Raw genomic sequence first — 19711 nt, 5'->3', positions numbered from 1 at the left:
GTGCTCCTGCGCCGGTGGTCTCTCGATCCGACGGCATCCGGACGCGGCCGCCGCCCTCGCACGAGGATGTCCGATCAGTAGCGGCTCACTCCCGCGCCCCACGCCGCTTGTGATCGCCGAACGGTTCGTCGCGTTCCCGGACGGCCGCGCGGAAGCCCGCGGTGACGGCCCGCTCCTGGAAGGCGTAGCCCTCCCTGGTGTGCCGGGAGATGCCGTCGAAGACGGTGCTGATCATGCCGGAGTTCGCCACTCCCTGGGCGTACAGCGCCGAGTTCAGCGCCAGTTTGGCCATCATCAGCTGGTTGATCGGCATGCGCGCGATGCGCGCGACGAATTCCTCGGTGCGCGCGTCGAGTTCGTCGGCGGGCCAGGATTCGATCGCCAGGCCCCATTCGACCGCCTGTTTTCCGGTGAGACAGTCCCCGGTGAACAGCAGGCGCTTGGCGCGCTGGTCACCGAGGCGATGCGCCCACATTCCCGCCGCGGGAACGCCCCAGACCCGGGTGGGCGGATAGCCGATCTTGGCGTCGTCGGCGCAGATGATCTGGTCGGCGAACAGGGCGATGTCACTGCCGCCCGCCACCGCGAAGCCGTGCAGCTTGGCCACGGTCGGTTTGTTCGCCTGCATCAGGCTGGCGAAACCGCGATTGAACCGGCTCATCATCGCGTAGTCGATCATCGGATCCCAGGTCCGCGCCGGGTCGTGGTTGCGGCCCTGGACCACCGGGTCGACGACCGTCCCCGCCGCGTCGCCGGGACCGCCCGCCACCGCGAAACTCTGCTCGGCGAACAGGCTCAGGTCGTATCCCCCGCAGAATCCCTTGCCGCGCCCGGACAACAGGATCACGTGCACCCGAGGGTCCAGATCGGCGCGTTCGACCGCGTGCGCCAGGTCCTGCGGGGTGTCGGGGGTGATGGCGTTGCCCTTGTCCGGGCGGTTGAAGGTGATGCGCGCGATACGGCCGTCTCGCTCGTAGGTGAGTGTCCGGTACTCGCGCGCGGCGTCCGGCTCCGGGCGGCCCGTCCACGGCGAATCCGGCGTCTCCGTCCAATCGCGATACCACGCGCCCGCACCGTCATCGGCCTGGATGTCACTGTCGGTCATCGCTGTTCCCTTCGACGTCGTCCGGCACCTGTCTTCGCAGTCTGGTGCACCGACCATTTGACAGTCAACATTGACTGTGAAAATGTCGCCGTGGACGGAGGGAGACGATGATGGCCGGAGTGCGCGAGGAGCAGAAGCGGGCGACCCGGGTTCGCATCCTCGAGGCCGCCGCCGACCTGCTGGCCGAGCAGGGGTACCGGGCACTGTCCACCCTGTCCGTGCAGCGCGCGGCCGGTGTCAGCCGCGGAGCGCTGCTGCATCACTTCCCGACCATCGGCGCGTTGATCGCCGAACTGGTCGGCCATCTGGTCGCGCGAAACGAGGCGGCCGTTCGCGAAGTCGCGACCGGACTCGGCGCCGGGGCCGATCCCACCGTGCGCGCCTTGACCGCCCTGTACGAGTCGATGACCCGGCCGGCGGCGCAAGCCGAATTCGAACTGTGGGCGGCCGCGCGGACCGATCCCGCGCTTGCCGAGGCGTTGCGCGCGGCCGAACGAAAAGCCGGGCGCGACTTGCACCGCGTAGTGAACACCCTGTTCGATCCGGACATTGTCGCCCATCCGCGCTATCCGGCCGTTCGCGATCTCACCATCGCGATACTGCGCGGCACCGCGATGTCCCGCCCACTGCGCACCACCGAGCGCGCCGCCACGGCAACCATCGATCAATGGGCGCAGGCCATGAACGTCTTGCTCACACAAGGCTGATAGCAATCATCAAGCGCCGCCGTGACTCAATCCGCTGTGATGCGCGTCACTCATCCACTCGATTGTGCTGTCTCCCACACTCTCGCTATCCTGGCTGCACTTTGAGACCAGCGAGTCTCAATGCAGCCTTCGACGGGGCCGGGTTCGACCACCGCACGGCTCCGGCGGAGGCCGATTCCTGCCGGGGAGCGCCTGCGGCGCGTGGACTACCAGGAGCAAACGCCATGCGATCGAAGTGGATCTCGGCGGCCATCGGTATCACGGCGATGGCGCTGTCGTGTGTGGGACCGGGCAGCGGACCCGCCCTCGCCACACCGGACTGTCCGAGCATGTACGTCGTGGCGATCCCGGGAACATGGGAGACCACGGACCATCCGGACAACGAGCGACCCGGGCCCGGGATGCTGGCCGGAGTCACCAATGGCCTGCCGCCCTCGGTGCGCGTGGACTACGTCAGCTACGCCGCGACCGCGTTCCCCTGGGAGAGCGACGTCTACGGCGCTTCCAAGCGCGAAGCCGTGGACAATGCCCGCGGCTTGATCGCGGCGATGGCCAGGGAATGCGGTGCGACCAAGATCGCGCTGCTCGGCTACAGCCAGGGTGCGGACGCCGCGGGCGATCTCGCCGCCGAGATCGGCACCGGCATCGGCGTGGTGCCACCGCATCGGATCGTCGCGGTCGGACTCCTGTCCGACCCACGCCGCTCCCCCACCGATGCGCTGGTCGGCCCGCCGGTGGGCGGCGCGGGAGCGGGCGGCCCGCGCATCGGCGGATTCGGTTTCCTCACCCCGCAGACCCGCACCATCTGCGCGATCGGCGACCTTTACTGCTCCACGGCCTCCGACGATTTCGTGACCCGCTTCGCGGGCTTCCTGGCCCAGACCTCCTATCCCGACCCGGCCTATCTCTGGCGCTACCAGCTCGAAATGGGCGCCATCGTCGGCGATCTGATGTCCAACGGCGGACTCCCGGTGCTGCAGAGCCAGCTGTCGGAGTCGGCCAACCAGGAACGCGCGCGGCTGCTGGACGAGTTCTACCGCTCCGAGGCGCACACCGCCTACGGCAGCTACCCCGTCGGCGGCGGAGCTACCGCCCTGTCGTGGATGCACGACTGGCTGGCCTCGCTGGCCTGAGTCAGCGGGCGAGTCGGCGCGCGACCTCCCCACCCCGTCCGCGACGGCGCCCTGTGGCAGGGGCCGCGGAGGTGCTGGCCGCTCAGCGACTCGGCCGTGCTGCTGGACTGCGGGCGCACAGCGCCGGCGGCCCGCTCGCCCCTCCACGCGCCGATCCGTTCGCGCCGTGCTCGTCGCACGCGGCGCGGGAGAGGCGCGTCGCGCATCGTCATCGGCGGGGCCGAGGCCGCCACATCGAGCGGGTGGTACTGGCGCGCGGGTTGCGCTGACACGTCGAGGGCCGTGTCCTGGTGCACGGCTGCCGGGTACTGGTCCGACATGGCGCGCCGACCCATTCAGCTCGGCTGAGCGCTTCGGGCCGCGTCATCGGATACGCAGGGCCGTCAGCCGCCAGCCGGCAGAGCGGGTCCGGACGATGCGCGCCGCCAAGGCGAAACGACGACTGCCGCGGCCGTACGCGGCGAAGACCTCGGCGGTCCGCGCATCCATGAGGACCACGCTCACCCGGATCGGCACCGCCGCACCGAGAGCGCTGCCCGGCACGAGACCGGCGCCGATCAACGTGCGCACCGCGGCGACGACCGTGGCGTCGGCGACCGCGGCGAGTTGTGGCACCGGTCGCCTGCGGTCGAGCACCTCGAGGACGATTCGTACCGCCGACTCGGCGAACCGGCATGCCTGCGCCCGTGTCTCATTCTCGATAGACGTCGCGGACGCATGCCCGCGACGCACCGCTCCGCGTACACCGGCACTCGCCCGCCCGGAGCCCGCGCGCGGTCGCGGCCGGCACGGTAGCGCCCGAGCGACCGCCGGATCGCGCGGCGCGCTCCGCGCCTCGGCGCCGCGACAACTGTCCAACGGCGGCTCCGGATTAGGAGCAGGCGCCAACCAATCGCGATAACCAGTCATACGAATCCCTTCAGCCTCCGGTGGGTCCAAACCCGTGGCGACCGATTCTGCGGATACGGCACCGAAAATCGCGCGTAGTCGGCTACCCGAATCCAGCCGGGCTCGCCACCACCGGGGTACGGGAGCCCCGAGCAGCGACCACACCTCCACACCGGGAATACCCGCCCACCCCCTACGGTTGCATTGGTTGCCATATCCACCAAAATGAGTCAGACTGGGAACGAAGGAGGCGTCGTGCAGTTCGGAATCTTCACGGTCGGTGATGTGACGACCGACCCGACGACCGGCCGGACGCCGAGTGAGCACGAGCGCATCACGGCCATGGTGACGATCGCGCGCAAGGCCGAAGAGGTCGGGCTGGACGTGTTCGCCACCGGCGAGCACCACAACCGGCCGTTCGTGCCGTCGTCGCCGACGACGATGCTCGGCTACATCGCGGCGCGCACCGAGCGGCTCCAACTCTCCACCGCGACGACGCTGATCACGACGAACGATCCGGTGAAGATCGCCGAGGACTTCGCCATGCTCCAGCACCTGTCCGAGGGACGGGTGGACGTGATGCTCGGCCGTGGCAACACCGGACCGGTCTACCCTTGGTTCGGCAAGGACATCCGCGACGGCATCGCGCTGGCGATCGAGAACTACCACCTGTTGCACCGGCTCTGGCGCGAGGACGTGGTCGACTGGGAGGGCAAGTTCCGCACGCCGTTGCAGTCGTTCACCTCGACGCCGCGCCCGCTGGACGACGTAGCGCCGTTCGTGTGGCACGGCTCGATCCGCAGCCCGGAGATCGCCGAGCAGGCGGCCTACTACGGCGACGGATTCTTCGCCAACAACATCTTCTGGCCGAAAGAACACTTCCAGCGGCTGATCGCGCTGTATCGGCAGCGCTACGAGCACTACGGTCACGGGTCGGCCGACCAGGCGATCGTCGGGCTCGGCGGACAGGTGTTCATGCGCAAGAACTCACAGGACGCGGTACGCGAGTTCCGTCCCTACTTCGACAACGCGCCGGTGTACGGGCACGGCCCCTCGCTGGAGGAGTTCACCGAGCAGACACCGCTCACCGTCGGCAGCCCACAGGAGGTCATCGACAAGACGCTCACCTTCCGGGAGTCTTTCGGCGACTACCAGCGCCAACTGTTCCTGATGGACCACGCGGGGCTGCCGCTGAAGACCGTGCTGGAACAACTGGACCTACTCGGCGGAGAGGTGGTCCCGGTGCTGCGCAAGGAATTCGCGGCGCTGCGCCCGGCGCATGTTCCGGACGCGCCGACGCACGCGAGCCTGGTCGCCGCCCGCGACGCCGCCCTGGAGGCGACCCGATGACCCGCATCGCGATCGTTTCCGCGGGCCTGTCCCAGCCCTCGTCGACCCGGCTGCTCGCCGATCGGCTCGCCGCCGCCACCGGCGAGGCACTGACCGCGTCCGGTGCGGATGTGACATTCGACGTCGTCGAAGTACGTGAGCACGCCCGCGATCTGGCCGACAACCTGCTCACCGGATTCGCCCCCGGTACTCTGCGCGCGACGATCGACAGCGTGTCCAGCGCCGACGGGTTGATCGCCGTCACGCCGATCTTCAACGCCTCCTACAGCGGCCTGTTCAAGACGTTCTTCGACGTACTGGAACCGGACGCGCTGGCAGGGATGCCGGTGCTGCTCGGCGCGACCGGCGGCTCGGCACGCCACTCGCTGGCGTTGGAGCACGCACTGCGTCCGATGTTCAGCTATCTGCACGCGGTGGTCGCGCCCACCTCCGTGTACGCGGCGTCCGAGGACTGGGCGTCCGCGGCGGCGGGCGGATTGCGTAGCAGAATCGACCGCGCCGCCGGGGAGTTCGCCGCCATGCTGACCACCACCCCACGAGCGCGCGCCGCCGATCCGTACGACGAGCCGGTACCGTTCGCGCAAATGCTCGGCACCCACTGAGCTTTTCGCGATCACCCGGCGCCATCCCTACCCAACTAGTTCAAAAATCAACCATTTGAGGAGAACGCCATGTCGACCACGACCACGAACACCCTGACCGCGGGCACCTGGGTCATCGACCCCGCCCACTCCACCCTCGGCTTCTCGGTACGTCACCTGATGGTGAGCAAGGTGCGCGGCCGGTTCACCGACTTCTCCGGCCGGTTGGTCATCGCCGAGGACGGCAGCGCCTCGGCCGAGGCCGAGATCCGGGTCGACTCGGTCACCACCGACAACGAACAGCGTGACGCCCACCTGCGCACCGCGGACTTCTTCCAGGCCGAGCAGTTCCCGGTGGCCACGTTCAAGTCCACCGGATTCCGGGTCAAGGGCGAGGACTTCGTGGTGGACGGCGAATTCACCATCCGCGGCGTCACCAAGCCGGTGTCGCTGGACGTGGAATTCCTCGGTGTGAACCCCGGCATGGGCCAAGGGCCGGTCGCGGGCTTCGAAGCCAAGACCGTGATCAATCGCCGCGACTTCGGCATCACCATCGACATGCCGCTGCCCGACGGCGGCGCCGTGATCGGCGACAAGATCACGCTCACCCTCGAGGTCGAGGTCGGTCTGCGGTCCTGAGTTCTCGACGGTCCCGCAGGAGTTCGGTGCTCCTGCGGGACCGTCCTTTTCCTCAGAACAGGGTCATCGGTTCGGCCGGAGCGGGGTCGGGCAGCGGGTCGATCTCGGGCAGCCGGGCGCGGACTTCGTCGTGGAAGCGACGGGCCAGCTCGAGCGAACCGGCATTGTCCGGCGTGTGCACGAACACCGTGGGCGACCGGCCTTCGCGCAACCATTCGGCGACCATGCCGACCCACGGGCGCCAACCCTCGACGGTCCGCTCGACGTCGTCGCGGCCGTGGTAGCGCACGATCGGGTATTCGGTCAGTGCGCGCATCCGGCGCTGCACCCGCGGCTTCTTCGACGCCGCTTCCTGTTCGGCCGCGCTGGTGGGCGGACCGTCGAAGAGCACGGTGGTGTCGAACGGAACCCATTCGGCGCCGACCCGGGACAACACGTGTTCGAGCCGGTGTACCGCCTGCTCGTCGGCGAAGAACGCGGGATGCCGGACCTCTACGGCGAGCCGGTAGGCGCGCGGCGCCTGACGCAGGAATCCGGCAAGCGCACCGAGATCCGTCGGGCCGAACGAGCCGGGCAGCTGCACCCACAGCGCGTGGATGCGCTCCCCGAGCGGCTCCATCGCGGCGAGGAAAGACCTCAGCTCCTCCTCGACGCCGGACAGCCTGCGTTCATGGGTGATCGGCTTGGGCAGCTTCAGTACGAAGCGGAACGACGGATCGCATTGAGCCGCCCAGGATTCCACCGTTCGCCGCGACGGCGTCGCGTAGAAGGTCGTATTGCCCTCGACGGCGTTGCACCAGGTGGCGTACCAGCGCAGTCGCTCCCCCGGCGGAAGGTGCCGTTCCTGCCAAGCCGCGTGCGTCCACATCGCACATCCCACGTTCAGCCGCATGTTCTCGACGCTAACCCACCCTCCCGACACCGGAGCCGGTCACTCACTCCGGCGGCACCCGGCCCTGCTCCGGGCTCACCGCCGCGCACGCTTCCGCGGCCGAACCCAGCCGAAGGTCAGCTCGACGGCGCGCTTCCAGTTCTCGTACTCGTCCTGGCGCAACTGCGCGTCCATTCGCGGAACCCATTGCGCGGCCAGTCGCCAATTGTTGCGCAGCCCTTCCAGATCCGGCCAGTAGCCGACGGCCAGGCCCGCGGCGTACGCGGCGCCGAGCGACACGGTTTCGGCGACGAACGGACGCAGCACCGGAACGTCCAGGACATCGGCCACGATCTGCATGAGCAGGTTGTTCGAGGTCATGCCGCCGTCCACGCGCAGGGTCGCGGCCTGGAGGCCGGAGTCGGCGTTCATCGCCTCCACCACGTCACGGGTCTGCCAGGCGGTTGCCTCCAGCACGGCTCGGGCGATGTGCCCCTTGGTGACATAGGAGGTCAGTCCGGCGATCAGGCCGCGGGCGTCGCCGCGCCAATGCGGCGCGTACAGGCCGGAGAACGCGGGCACGACGTAGCAGCCGCCGTTGTCTTCGACTGTGCGCGCGAGGGTTTCGATTTCCGGCGCGCTGGTGACCAGCCCGATGTTGTCGCGCACCCATTGCACGAGCGAACCGGTGACCGCGATCGGCCCCTCCAGCGCGTAGACCGGCTCCGGTCCGATCTGGTAGCCGATCGTGGTGAGCAGGCCGTGCTCGGACCGCACCAGCTCGCTTCCGGTGTTCATCATCAAGAACCCGCCGGTGCCGTAGGTGCACTTGGTTTCGCCGCGCGCGAAGCAGGTCTGGCCGAACAACGCGGCATGCTGGTCACCCAGGGCGGCGGCGATCGGGATGCCGGGGACCACCCGGCGGGTCATGCCGTAGGACGCGGTCGAAGGCTGGATGCGCGGCAACATCCGAGCGGGAATACCGAAGAAATTCAGCAGTTCGTCGTCCCACGTCAGGGTGCTGAGGTTCATCAGAAGGGTGCGGCTGGCATTGGTGACGTCGGTGAGGTGCAGGCCACCGTCGGGACCTCCGGTGAGGTTCCAGATCAGCCAGGTCTCCATGGTGCCGAAGAGCACCTCGCCCCGCTCGGCGCGCTCGCGCAGACCGGGTACGGAATCCAGCATCCAGCGCAGCCGCGGCGCCGCGAAGTAGCCGGCCAGCGGCAGACCGCAGCGCTCGCGGATCCGGTCGGCGCCCGGCTCGCGCTCCAGTTCCCGGACCAGTTCGTCGGTCCGCACGTCCTGCCATACGATGGCGCGCCCGATCGGCGTGCCGGTGCGGCGATCCCACACCACGGTGGTCTCGCGCTGGTTCGCGATGCCGAGCGCGGCGATCCGGTCGGCGGCGACGCCGGAATCCCGCAACGCCTGCGGCACGATCCGCTCGACGTTGCGCCAGATCTCCAGCGCGTCCTGCTCGGCCCACCCCGGCCGCGGGTGATGCTGCCGGTGCGGCCGCTGGGCCACGCCGACCAGCCGGGCGCGCTGATCGAACAGGATGCACCGGGTCGAGGTGGTGCCCTGATCGATCGCCAGCACGTAACGCTGCTTCACGCTCGCCCGCTCCTCGTCGAAATCCGCCGGTCGCCGGCCGGACCGATCTCAGTGGCCCGCACCGAGATCCCGCGATACCGCGCGAGCGGCGTCGAGCACCTGACCGACCAGTGCGGGCCGGTGCCGCAATTGGGCGTCACAGAGCCGGTCCACCGCACCGGTGATGCCGATGGCGCCGACCACCAGGCCACCGGGCGCCCGGATCGGCGCCGCGATACCCGCCTCGCCCGTCCGGAATTCCCCGGTATCGCCCGCCCATCCGGCCTGCCGCACACCGGCGAGCGCCCTGGTGAGCGCGACACGGTCGATGAGAGTGCGGTGTGTGAGCGGGGCCAGTTCGCCGCGGCGGACCGCCGCGGCCAAGTCGATGTCGTAGGCGAGCAGGACCTTGCCCAGCGCGGTGGCGTGCGGCGGCAGGAGCTCGCCGAGTTCGAGCGCCTGTTCGGTGTTGTCCGGCCGGAATACGTGATGGACCACGACCACAGCGCCGTCCATCGGCGCGCCGATCCGCACCGACTCGCCCGTGCGAGCCGCCAGCGCGTCGGCCCAGTTGATCGCGCGGGAGCGCAATTCGTTCGCGTCGAGGTAGCTGGTGCCCAGATGCAGTAGCGCCGCTCCGAGCTGATACTTGCCGGTCGCCGGGTCCTGCTCGACGAAGCCGACACCCTGGAGCGTCCGCAGGATGCCGTGCGCGGTCGGTTTCGGCAGCTCGAGCGCACCCGCGATGTCGGCGACGCCGAGACGGCCGGAACCTCGGGCCAGCAGCCGTAGGACGGCCGCCGCCCGCTCGATCGATTGGATCGCACCCGGCATGTCGGGAAACCTATCCTCCAGGTGGCGATTCGACAATGTCGAACGGTTGGTAATACCTGGGCAACATCAGTGAAACCAGGTGTGAGCTGCGCCATACATCCTCCTGACCGGTCGGACGGTAGCGGCCCAGCCTTACGGCAACCAGTCGAGGCGTTCGACATTGTCGAACGCCGACAGTATCCGGGCCCGGCATTCCGCCGTAATTTCCAGTGACACGCACGGTCGCGTCCGCGGCCAGCGGGGTGAACGGAGGCTCAACGATGAACTTCGGCTCGATCTTTCTCAGCGAAGCACTCGGCACAGGAGTGCTGGTGCTGCTCGGGGTCGGCGTGGTCGCGAACGTATTGCTGACCAAGTCCAAAGGACTGGACGGCGGCTGGCTGCTGATCAACGTGGGATGGGGGTTCGCCGTCCTGGCCGGCGTCTACGTCGCCTACAAGACCGGCGGCCACCTCAATCCCGCGGTCACCATCGGCATCCTGTTCAGCGGCGCGGAGGAGTTCGCCCCCGGCATCGCGATCTCCGGCTCCACGACGCTCGCCTATCTGAGCGGCCAATTCTCCGGCGCGTTCGTCGGCGCGACGATCGCCTACGTCGCCTACAAACGCCACTTCGACGCGGAGACCGACGCGGAGAAGAAGCTCGCCGTTTTCGCCACCGGACCCGCGATCCGCGCCCTGCGCTGGAATTTCGCCACCGAAGTGATCGGCACGTTCACGCTCGTCCTGGTCATCCTGACTTTCGGCCACACGCCGAGCGGGCTCGGCCCGGCCGCCGCGGCACTGTTGGTCGTCGGCATCGGCGCTTCGCTGGGCGGCCCGACCGGGTACGCCGTCAACCCCGCGCGCGACCTGGGTCCGCGCTTGGCACACGCGCTGCTGCCGGTGCGCAAGCCCGCCCCCGCGGATGCGGTCCTGGTGCCGGTGGGCGCGGGCGACTCCGGACCGGTCGCATCTCCCGAGGCCGACGCGACGACACACGGCAAGGACTCCGACTGGGGATACGCCTGGGTGCCGGTGCTCGGGCCGCTGGTGGGCGGTGCGCTCGCCGGTCTGGCCGCCCAATTCCTGTTCTGAATCCTCCTCCGCGACAGCACGTTCCGAAAGGACCTCGATGAGCAAGTTCGTCGGCGCCATCGACCAGGGCACCACGAGCACCCGTTTCATGGTGTTCGACCACAGTGGCAACGAGATCGCCCGCCATCAGCTCGAACACGAGCAGATTCTGCCGCGCCCCGGCTGGGTCGAGCACAATCCGACCGAGATCTGGGAGCGCACCCGTGCGGTCATCCAGAGCACGCTGACCAAAGCCGATCTCGACGCGAGCGATCTGGCCGCAGTCGGCGTCACCAATCAGCGCGAGACCACGGTTGTGTGGAACCGCAGGACCGGGCGGCCGTACTGCAACGCGATCGTCTGGCAGGACACCCGCACCGATCGCATCGCCGCCGAGCTGGAGCGGGCCGGGCACGGTGACACCATCCGGCGCAAGGCGGGCCTGCCGCCGGCCACCTATTTCTCCGGCGGCAAGCTGCGCTGGATTCTGGACAACGTCCCCGGGGTGGCCGCGGACGCCGAACGCGGTGACGCGCTCTTCGGCACCACCGACACCTGGCTGCTGTGGCAGTTGACCGGCGGAGTCGACGGCGGCGTGCACGTCACCGATCCGACCAACGCCAGCCGCACCATGCTGATGAACCTGGAGACGCTGGACTGGGACGAGGAGCTGCTGTCGCTGTTCGGGGTGCCGCGCGCGATGCTGCCGCGGATCGCGCCGTCGGCGAACTCGGATCTGTTCGGCACCACGCGCCCCGACGGCCCGTTCGGCGGCGCGGTCCCGCTGTCCGGCGTGCTCGGCGACCAGCAGGCCGCCACCGTGGGGCAGGTCTGCTTCCGGCCCGGCGAGGCGAAGAACACCTACGGCACCGGAAACTTCCTGCTGCTCAACACCGGAACCGAGATCGTTCGGTCGCAGCACGGGCTGCTGACCACGGTCGCCTACCAGTTCGGTGCGGAGAAGCCGGTGTACGCGCTGGAAGGTTCGATCGCGGTGACCGGCTCGGCGGTGCAGTGGCTGCGTGACCAGCTGGGCATCATCTCCGGCGCGGCACAGAGTGAATCGCTGGCCCGGCAGGCCGAGGACAACGGCGGGGTGTACTTCGTCCCGGCGTTCTCCGGGTTGTTCGCGCCGTACTGGCGTTCGGACGCGCGCGGCGCGATCGTCGGCCTGTCCCGCTACAGCACCAACGCCCATCTGGCGCGGGCGACGCTGGAATCGATCTGCTATCAGACCCGCGACGTGGTCGAGGCGATGCAGGCCGACTCCGGCGTGCGACTGGATGTGCTGCGGGTGGACGGCGGCGTCACCGCCAACGAGCTGTGCATGCAGTTGCAGGCCGACTTCCTCGGCGTGCCGGTGTCGCGTCCGGTGGTCGCGGAGACCACCGCGCTCGGCGCGGCCTACGCGGCGGGCCTGGCGGTCGGCTTCTGGAACGACACCGACGAACTGGAACAGAACTGGAACGAAGCCAAACGCTGGAGCCCGACCTGGTCGGAGCAGCAGCGCGAGCGCGGCTACGCGCGCTGGAAGAAGGCCGTCGCCCGCACCCTCGATTGGATCGACGTCGACGAATGAGGGGCGACGCCGACCTACCCGTAACACCGAAACAAGGAGAGATACCGCTGTGTCCGCACGATTGGACTCCCGTTACCGCGCCCGCGCGGTGAACTCCCTCGGCGACGCCGAGATCGACGTGCTCGTCATCGGTGGCGGGGTGGTCGGAGCGGGCGCGGCCCTCGACGCCGCCTCCCGCGGCCTGACCGTGACCCTGGTGGAGGCCAGGGACTTCGCCGCGGGCACCTCGAGCCGCTCCAGCAAGCTCATCCACGGCGGGCTGCGCTACCTGGAGCAGCTCGATTTCTGGCTGGTGCGAGAAGCGCTGAAGGAACGCGGCCTGCTGCTGCATCGGCTCGCACCGCACCTGGTGCGCCCGGTGTCGTTCCTGCTGCCGCTGCGGCACCGGGTGTGGGAACGCGCCTACATCGGCGCGGGCGTCGCCCTGTACGACACCATCGGCGGCGCACGCGCGCTGCCGATGCACCGGCACCTGTCGCGCACACGCGCGCTGGAGCTGGCGCCCGCGCTGCGCGAGGACGCGCTGACCGGGGCCATCCGGTACTACGACGCGCAGGTCGACGACGCCAGGCACACGATGATGATCGCCCGCACCGCGGCCCAGCACGGCGCCACCGTGCTCACCCGCACCAGAGTGACGGGGCTGCTGCGCGACGGCGAGCGCGTCGTCGGCGCGGAGGTCACCGACCTGGAGACCGGCCGGGTGCACACCGTCCGCGCGCGCCGGGTGATCAGCGCCACGGGGGTGTGGACCGACGAGATGAACCGGATGACCGGCGTCGAGTTCCCGTTCCACGTCCGGATGTCCAAGGGTGTGCACATCCTGGTGCCGCGCCACCGCCTGAATCTGGACACCGGCCTGATCATGCGCACCGAGAAGAGCGTGCTGTTCGTCATCCCGTGGGGCGGGCACTGGATCATCGGCACCACCGACACGGATTGGTCGCTGGACAAGGACCACCCCGCCGCCAGCAACGCCGACGTGCGGTACCTGCTCGACCACGTCAACCGAGTGCTGCGCGAACCGCTCACCCGCGACGACATCGTCGGGACCTACGCGGGGCTGCGGCCGCTGCTGTCCGGCGCGTCGGCCGACACCGCCACGCTCTCCCGCGAGCACGCGGTCGCCGAACCGGCGCCCGGTCTGTTCGTGGTAGCGGGCGGTAAGTACACCACCTATCGGGTGATGGCCGCCGACGTCGTGGACGCTGCGGTGGCCGGGCTCGGCCGTGCGGTCGCCCCTTCGGTGACCGAGCACCTGCCGATCCTCGGCACGGTGGGCTACCACGAACTCGCCGCCGACCTGGACAGCTTGGCGCAGCGCGCGGGCCTGCCCCGGGCGACGGTCGAGCGTCTGCTCGGCCGTTACGGCTCGGCGATCACCGACCTGTTCGACCTGATCGCCCGCGAACCGGAACTGGGCAAGCCGCTCACCGGCGCTCCGGAGTACCTGGGCGCGGAGGCGGTGTACGCGGTGACGCACGAGGGAGCTCTGCATCTGGACGACGTGCTCACCCGCCGCACCCGCATCTCCATCGAAGCGGCCGACCGCGGCTTGGCCGCCGCCGCCGAGGTGGCCTGGCTGATCGGCGCCCACCTCGGCTGGGACGGCGCGGCGACCGAACGCGAGATCACCCGGTACGGCCACCGGGTGCACGCCGAACTGGCCGCCAACCAGGCCGCCGACGACGTGTCCGCCAACGCCGCACGGCTGGTCGCCGTCGTCTGAGCCCGCCGGCGTGGCACGGTTCCCGCGCGCAACCGTGCCACGCCGGGCTACTCGTCCGATCCGCTGTGCCCGCGCGGGGTCGATTCGTCGGTCTCGAGCTCTTCTCCGGTGGGGTGCTCGTCGGCATGCGTCGGCTTGGTGTGCTCGTCGGCGAAATCCGCGTCCTGCTGCATCGACTCCGCCGTCGTCGGATCGAGATTCGGTGTGCTCATACCGCGCGCGTACCCACCCACGCCGCCGCGACGCAGACCTGATCCACACGCACGTCCGGTCGCGCACCTCACGCGAAAAGCGCACTTCGAGGGCGTGGCGGTTGACCTCGAGTGGGGTTGAGGATGGACAGTGGTTCCATGACTCGTCCAGCGGATTTCTGGAATACCGTCTACGACAACGACACCGCACCTTGGGTGATCGGTGAACCGCAACCCGCCATCGTGGCCTTGGAGCGCGAAGGGGGTATCAGCGGCCGCGTCCTCGATCCCGGCTGCGGCGCCGGTGAGCACACCATTTTGCTGACCAGGCTCGGTTACGACGTGCGTGGGATCGATATGTCGCCGAGCGCGGTGGCCTACGCGCGCGCCAATGCGGCCGCGCAGGGTGTGCCCGCCGCCGCGTTCGAGGTGGCCGACGCGCTCGCGCTCGGTGACCGGCCGGATTTCGCCGGTGACCCGCCGGGCTCCGCGCCCGCGTTCGACACCGTCGTCGACAGCGCGCTGTTCCATGTCTTCGGGACCGAGGACGAGGCGCGCGCCGCGTACGTCCGCAGTCTGCACGCGGTCTGCAAGCCGGGCGGCACGGTGTATGTCCTCGCCCTCTCCGATGCCGAGCCGGGATTCGGCCCGCGAATCAGCGACACGCTGATCCTGGAGTCCTTCCGCGAGGGCTGGACAGTAGCGGACCTGCGACCGGCACGGTACCGCGGCCGGGTCACCGACCTGGTGGCCCAGGACGCGGCGGCCCTGGAGGTTTCCGAGACGGGCCGGGTCGACGCCGCCGCGTGGCTGGCCCGCATCCGCCGCCTCTGAGCCGCGCCGCTCACACCCCTTTGGGAGCTTTGCCGCCCATGAAACCGAACAGATAGCCCGCGACGCGACGCATCTGGATCTCCTCGGCGCCCTCGGTGATCCGGTAGCGCCGGTGGTGGCGGTAGATGTGCTCGAACGGCTTGTGCCGGGAATAGCCGAGGCCGCCGTGCACCTGCATGGCGCGGTCGGCGGCCTCGCAGCACAACCGGTTGGCCCAGTAGTTGCACATCGAGACCTGCTCGGAGGCGGCGAACGTGCCGTAGGTGTCCATCGACCAAGCGGTCTTGTGGATGAGCGTGCGCAACATCGCGCACTGCGTGTGCAGTTCCACAAGAGGGAACTGGATCGCCTGGTTGGCGGCCAGCGGCTTGCCGAAGGGCTTGCGCTGCTTGGCGTAGGCCACCGACTCGTCGATGCAGTATTGCGCCGCACCCAGGCTGGACGCGGCTTGGCGGATCCGGTTCTCGTTGAAGAAGTGCTGGACCACCGCCAAGCCGCGTCCTTCACCGCCGAAGACGGCGGTGTCGGGGACGCGAACGCCGTTGAGCGCGACGCGGGCGTGATCGGTGGGCATGTTGAAGGTCCAGAGGTATTCCTCGACGACGAACCCCGGAGCGTCGGTGGGCACCAGGAACGCGGTGACGCCCGTCGCGTCGCCGGGGCCGCCGGAGGTGCGCGCGAAGATCAGGTCGGCGTCGGCGATGTGCACGCCGGTGTTCCAGGTCTTCTGTCCGGTGATCACCCAGCCGTCGCCGTCGCGGACCGCTGAGGTCTCCATGTGGGTCGCGTCGGAGCCGTGCTCGGGCTCGGTGATGCCGAAGGCGAAGAACTTCGTCCCCGAAGCCAGCCCGTCCACCCACTCCGCTCGCTGCGCGGGTGTGCCGTATTCGAGCATGAGCAGCAAACCGACGTTGTTGGCGACGATGGCGTGCTCGTTCTGCAGATCACAGTGCAGCCCCAGGCCGCGCCGGGCCAGGTGCTCGCGGATCACGGCCATGCCCAGGTTGGTGCCGTCCCGGCCGCCGTACTGCGCCGGGAAGGCGTACCGCAGGTGACCCGCGGCGTCGGCGCGCCTGCGGACCTCGGCCAGCAGCGCTTCCCATCGCGCGTTCGGCAGGCCGCCGCGCTCCCAGTCGGTGCGGGCGTCCTCACGACGGTGGTCGAAGAAGCGGATGTTGTCATCGATCTGCTCGAGCGGCGCGATCTCCCGGTCGATGAACCGGTCCAGTTCGGCGAGGTAATCGACCAGTTCGGCAGGTAGCTCGAAATCCATCGAAGTCTCTAGCCTTTCGCAGTGGGTCGGATCTGCATCAGCAGGTCCCATTCGATTTCCGAAACCCGGCGCCCGCTGGCCGCCATCACGATGTCGCGCACGCTGCCGTCCGAGTGCGCCGCGGCCTGCCCGGCCAGCCCGACCCCCCATGCGAGCGTGCACATCACCTTCCACCAGCGGAAACGGTCTTCGTCGAACTCGCCGCCCGCACGGCGGTAGCCGCGCGCGAACGCGCCGCGGCCCGCGAATCCGCCGAATTCCCGGTCGTCGGCGCGGAAGCGCCACATGCGCAGCGCGGGCCAGGCCACATCGCGCATCGGATCGCCGTGACGCTGCGCGCCTTCCCAGTCGAGCACCGCCCGCAGTCCCTCGGGACCGACGACGATGTTGCCGTTGCGCATGTCGGTGTGCAGCAGCGCGGTACGCGGCGGCGCGGGCGGGCAGCGGCGTTCCAGCCAGCGCAGCGCGAGGGCGAACACCGGCCGGTCCGCCAAGAGCGCGCGCACGTGCTCGCCCGCCTCGATCAGCTGGTGCTCGGGATCGGCGGCGGCCTCGGGCAGCCGAGCGGGGGCGGTCGCCGGATCGATGGCATGCAGGCGGCCCATGGCCTCGCCGAGCTGTTCGGCGACTCGTTCGCCGAGACCCGCCGACTCCGTCAGCCGTAGCACCTTGCGCGGCACCGTCTCTCCGTCCACCCGTTCGGAAACCACGAACGGCCCGTCGGCGTAGGCGCTGTCGGTGCAGATCGCCACCACGGGCGGAACCGGGACACCGTTGCCGCGCGCCAGCTCCCGGACCGCGGCCTCCACGTCCACGGGGACGAGCTCGATCGCGTTCGGCACGATGGTCGCGACCAAGCGCCGCTTCGCGCCTCCCATATCGGCGTCGAAGGCGACGTTACGACGGCGGGCGCCCGCGGAGAGGTATTCGACGTTCGACACCGTCACCGCGTGGCCGCTGCCCGACCCGAGGAACTCCGCCAGGCCACGTGCCAGGTCGGAACTCACTCGCCCGCCCACGCGTCGTACCCCGGCTTGGCGATCGCGAGATCGGCCCGCACCACGGAAACCAACGCCGCCCAGAGCTGTTCGTCGTCTCCTTCGGGTACCGCGGCAAGCAACTCACGCTCCTGCTCGGCCGCGGCGGGGCCGGATTCGATCTCCCTGCGGACGATCCTGGCGAGATTGGCGCCCACACGCGCCTTGTGCTGCAACCCCGCGGGCAGGGCGGGCAGCAGCGTCTCCTCGAGCAACTCGGCGAGCGATTCCAGCAACTCCGCTGCCGATGGGCGATTCTGCATTCGTTCCCCTCGGTCGATCCCGGCCCTCAGCATGGCACGCGCCGTCGCCGTCCCGATCGGTACTTTCGGCCGTCACTCCCGGTCGTCGAGCCGCAACAGCCCTGCGGTCGTCGAGCGGAAACCGCAGGCGGCGAAGTAGAACGGCGGGTTCGACACGCTGGACGGCCTTGCCGATGCCGGGAAGCTGCACTACATTCCTGCGATCGCGAGACCACTCGGTCTCCAATCCCTGCGCGACGTACCCGCGACGGCACAGCGTGGGACCCGCGTTGACGATCGGAGCCGGCTCGATGGCGATGCTGCTGTACTACCTACTCCTACCGCTGTACCTGGCAGAGGCTTTCGTCGACCTGCTGGATTGAGCGCCGCCTCACTTGTCGTCGCGTGAGTCCTCCGGTCGAGGTGGCGGCACACCCCGGGCGATACGGTCGAGGTATGTCAGTGCACAACGCCAGCGGTTCGTTCGGGACATACCGCCTCGAACGCTTGCTGGGTCGTGGCGGTATGGGTGAGGTCTGGTTGGCACGCGACCGCACCGGCGCCGCCGTCGCATTGAAGGTGTTGTCCGCCGCGTATTCCGCCGACCCGGGCTACCGGCTCCGTTTCGAGCGGGAGGCACAGGCGGGCGCTCGGGTGCGCAACCCCCACATCGTGCCGATTCGTTCCTTCGGTGAGGTCGATGGTCATCTGTTCTTGGAGATGGCCTACATCGAGGGCGTCGATTTGGCTACACGGCTACGGTCGGGGGCGCTGGCGCCGGTACGGGCGGTGGAGGTGATCGCCCAAGCCGCCGAGGCGCTGGACGCCGCGCACGCGGCCGGGCTCGTTCATCGGGATGTGAAACCGGGCAACATTCTCGAGCACACCAGCGGTTTCGTGTATCTGATCGACTTCGGTATCGCCCGGGCCGTCGACGCCACCGCGCTCACAGCGACCGGTCAGGTGGTGGGCACGTTGGGCTATATGGCCCCGGAGCGGTTCACCGGCACGGCCGAGGCGCGCTCGGATGTCTACTCGCTGGCCTGCGTGCTCTACGAAGTCCTCACCGGAAGCCTGCCCTTCGGCGACGGAGATCCGGCGCGACAGATGCGCGCGCATCTGATGTCGCCACCGCCGCGCGCATCGGTGACCGCACGCGGCGGCCCGCCTGCGCTGGACGCTGTCATCGCTCGCGGCATGGCCAAGCAACCGCTGGAACGCTATGCCAGCGCGGGCGAATGCGCCGCAGCGGCACGCGCGGCTTTGGAACAGCCCGTGTCGGCGGAATCCGCCTCTACGGGCCCGGATACCGCACAATTGGGCAGTCACCCACCTACCCGCGTCATGACCGCCCCTCGGTCGGCCGCGACCCGACCGACGCCGCGCTCGCCCGAGCCCCGAACGTTCTCACCAGCTTCAACCGCGAACCCGGATTCTCCACGAAAGCCTCCGGTCCGCCGATCGTTACCGATCGCCGCAGGGGCAGTACTCGTCGCCGCGGCAGCTCTGTGGCTGGGCGGCGATCTCGGATCCGACTCCGCTCCAGGCACTGTGACACGCGAGACTTCCGCCGAGGCCCGCACGGACGACCTGCCTCCCGCGACCGGCGGACAACCGTCGGGTCCGGCTGGTGCGGTACAGGACGGAGACTTCGCTTTTACCGTTCCCGGGGTGGTGTCCGAGTCGGCCGCAGGCGGTTCCTACACCGTCGTGACGCTGACAGTCACCAACGTCTCCCAGCGCCAGCAAGCCTTCGTCATCGCCGATCAACGCCTTATCACCACCGCGGGTCGCTCCCTCGCCCCCGACGCCACCGCGACCACCGAACTGAACGCGTCCCGCAACAGCGTCGACCGGATCGATCCCGGCAGTACTCGCACGATTCGACTGGCCTTCTACCTACCCGGCCATGACAAGGACGGGAAGAAGAACGACAAGAAGAATGACAAGAAGGACGACGTCCCGAGAGAATTGGTCCTGTACGGCGCGCCCTCGTCCCCCGGCGTCAGCCTGCCGGTCCGCTGACCGACCGATATCAGCGCAATCGAATTCGCCCAGTCGACTGGGAGT

The 19711-nt window shown here is 69.3% G+C and carries 19 protein-coding genes; 10 read left to right on the top strand and 9 right to left on the bottom strand.

All coding sequences use genetic code 11. From position 1 onward, the window contains the following. Positions 1–85: 85 nt before the first annotated feature. Positions 86–1105: a crotonase/enoyl-CoA hydratase family protein gene (locus tag M8859_RS25465; RefSeq protein WP_159924228.1), complete on the bottom strand. Its 1020-nt coding sequence runs from the start codon at positions 1103–1105 to the stop codon at positions 86–88. Between the two features lie 107 nt (positions 1106–1212). Here M8859_RS25465 and M8859_RS25460 point away from each other — a divergent pair, with 107 nt between their 5' ends. Further along, positions 1213–1812 carry a TetR/AcrR family transcriptional regulator gene (locus tag M8859_RS25460; protein ID WP_249644916.1) on the top strand — a complete coding sequence of 200 codons (600 nt, stop codon included), beginning with the start codon at positions 1213–1215 and terminating at the stop codon, positions 1810–1812. A 224-nt stretch (positions 1813–2036) separates the two neighbouring features. Beyond that, positions 2037–2945 (top strand): cutinase family protein, encoded by a 909-nt coding sequence (locus M8859_RS25455; protein WP_223518156.1) that lies wholly within the window; start codon positions 2037–2039, stop codon positions 2943–2945. Positions 2946–3308: 363 nt separating this feature from the next. Here M8859_RS25455 and M8859_RS25450 read toward each other — a convergent pair whose 3' ends face one another. Continuing rightward, positions 3309–3677 carry an Rv3235 family protein gene (locus M8859_RS25450; RefSeq protein ID WP_159924234.1) on the bottom strand — a complete coding sequence of 123 codons (369 nt, stop codon included), beginning with the start codon at positions 3675–3677 and terminating at the stop codon, positions 3309–3311. A gap of 411 nt (positions 3678–4088) precedes the next feature. On the opposite strand from M8859_RS25450, the gene M8859_RS25445 reads away from it, so the two are divergent. The 3 genes from M8859_RS25445 (at position 4089) to M8859_RS25435 (ending at position 6403) form a co-directional block, all read left to right on the top strand. Beyond that, positions 4089–5183: an LLM class flavin-dependent oxidoreductase gene (locus M8859_RS25445; protein ID WP_249644915.1), complete on the top strand. Its 1095-nt coding sequence runs from the start codon at positions 4089–4091 to the stop codon at positions 5181–5183. Further along, a complete protein-coding gene (locus M8859_RS25440; RefSeq protein ID WP_159924238.1) occupies positions 5180–5785 on the top strand; it encodes an FMN reductase in 606 nt (201 codons plus the stop codon). Before M8859_RS25445 ends, M8859_RS25440 begins: the two co-directional genes overlap by 4 nt. Before the next feature lie 69 nt (positions 5786–5854). After that, positions 5855–6403 (top strand): YceI family protein, encoded by a 549-nt coding sequence (locus M8859_RS25435; RefSeq protein WP_159924240.1) that lies wholly within the window; start codon positions 5855–5857, stop codon positions 6401–6403. Positions 6404–6455: 52 nt separating this feature from the next. On the opposite strand, the gene M8859_RS25430 is transcribed toward M8859_RS25435, so the two are convergent. From M8859_RS25430 to M8859_RS25420, 3 genes are all read right to left on the bottom strand, one after another. Further along, positions 6456–7295 (bottom strand): DUF72 domain-containing protein, encoded by an 840-nt coding sequence (locus tag M8859_RS25430; RefSeq protein WP_223518162.1) that lies wholly within the window; start codon positions 7293–7295, stop codon positions 6456–6458. 75 nt (positions 7296–7370) lie between these two features. Next, positions 7371–8888, bottom strand: coding sequence for a glycerol kinase GlpK (gene glpK / locus M8859_RS25425; RefSeq protein WP_159924242.1), 1518 nt, complete (start codon positions 8886–8888; stop codon positions 7371–7373). Positions 8889–8936: 48 nt separating this feature from the next. After that, complete coding sequence (locus M8859_RS25420) at positions 8937–9701, bottom strand: IclR family transcriptional regulator (protein WP_159924244.1); 765 nt, start codon at positions 9699–9701, stop codon at positions 8937–8939. Between the two features lie 260 nt (positions 9702–9961). On the opposite strand from M8859_RS25420, the gene M8859_RS25415 reads away from it, so the two are divergent. Genes M8859_RS25415 through glpD form a run of 3 tightly spaced genes read left to right on the top strand, consistent with a single transcriptional unit; the run spans position 9962 to position 14064 of the window. Further along, positions 9962–10777, top strand: coding sequence for an MIP/aquaporin family protein (locus M8859_RS25415; RefSeq protein ID WP_159924246.1), 816 nt, complete (start codon positions 9962–9964; stop codon positions 10775–10777). Positions 10778–10814: 37 nt separating this feature from the next. After that, positions 10815–12335, top strand: coding sequence for a glycerol kinase GlpK (gene glpK, locus M8859_RS25410; protein ID WP_159924248.1), 1521 nt, complete (start codon positions 10815–10817; stop codon positions 12333–12335). Between the two features lie 49 nt (positions 12336–12384). After that, complete coding sequence (glpD, locus tag M8859_RS25405; RefSeq protein WP_249644914.1) at positions 12385–14064, top strand: glycerol-3-phosphate dehydrogenase; 1680 nt, start codon at positions 12385–12387, stop codon at positions 14062–14064. A gap of 47 nt (positions 14065–14111) precedes the next feature. Here glpD and M8859_RS25400 read toward each other — a convergent pair whose 3' ends face one another. Next, a complete protein-coding gene (locus tag M8859_RS25400) occupies positions 14112–14276 on the bottom strand; it encodes a hypothetical protein (protein ID WP_195071544.1) in 165 nt (54 codons plus the stop codon). Between the two features lie 138 nt (positions 14277–14414). Between M8859_RS25400 and M8859_RS25395 the strand changes: the two genes are divergently transcribed. Then, the gene (locus M8859_RS25395) at positions 14415–15089 is read left to right on the top strand and encodes a class I SAM-dependent methyltransferase (protein ID WP_159924252.1); all 675 of its coding nucleotides are present in this window, start codon (positions 14415–14417) and stop codon (positions 15087–15089) included. A 10-nt stretch (positions 15090–15099) separates the two neighbouring features. On the opposite strand, the gene M8859_RS25390 is transcribed toward M8859_RS25395, so the two are convergent. From M8859_RS25390 to M8859_RS25380, 3 genes are read right to left on the bottom strand one after another with little or no spacing between them, the layout of a single operon-like run. Then, entirely contained in the window at positions 15100–16362 is a 1263-nt protein-coding gene (locus tag M8859_RS25390) for an acyl-CoA dehydrogenase family protein (protein ID WP_249644913.1), read from the bottom strand. An 8-nt stretch (positions 16363–16370) separates the two neighbouring features. Continuing rightward, positions 16371–17369 (bottom strand): phosphotransferase family protein, encoded by a 999-nt coding sequence (locus M8859_RS25385; RefSeq protein ID WP_159924256.1) that lies wholly within the window; start codon positions 17367–17369, stop codon positions 16371–16373. Beyond that, positions 17366–17662: a DUF6285 domain-containing protein gene (locus M8859_RS25380; RefSeq protein ID WP_159924258.1), complete on the bottom strand. Its 297-nt coding sequence runs from the start codon at positions 17660–17662 to the stop codon at positions 17366–17368. Before M8859_RS25380 ends, M8859_RS25385 begins: the two co-directional genes overlap by 4 nt. Positions 17663–18097: 435 nt before the next feature. On the opposite strand from M8859_RS25380, the gene M8859_RS25375 reads away from it, so the two are divergent. Continuing rightward, positions 18098–19666, top strand: coding sequence for a serine/threonine-protein kinase (locus tag M8859_RS25375; RefSeq protein ID WP_249644912.1), 1569 nt, complete (start codon positions 18098–18100; stop codon positions 19664–19666). The last annotated feature ends 45 nt before the right edge of the window (positions 19667–19711 follow it).

Source organism: Nocardia sputi (genome assembly GCF_023501985.1).
Note: the sequence above shows the minus strand (reverse complement) of the source record. Positions and strands in the feature narration are given on the sequence as shown.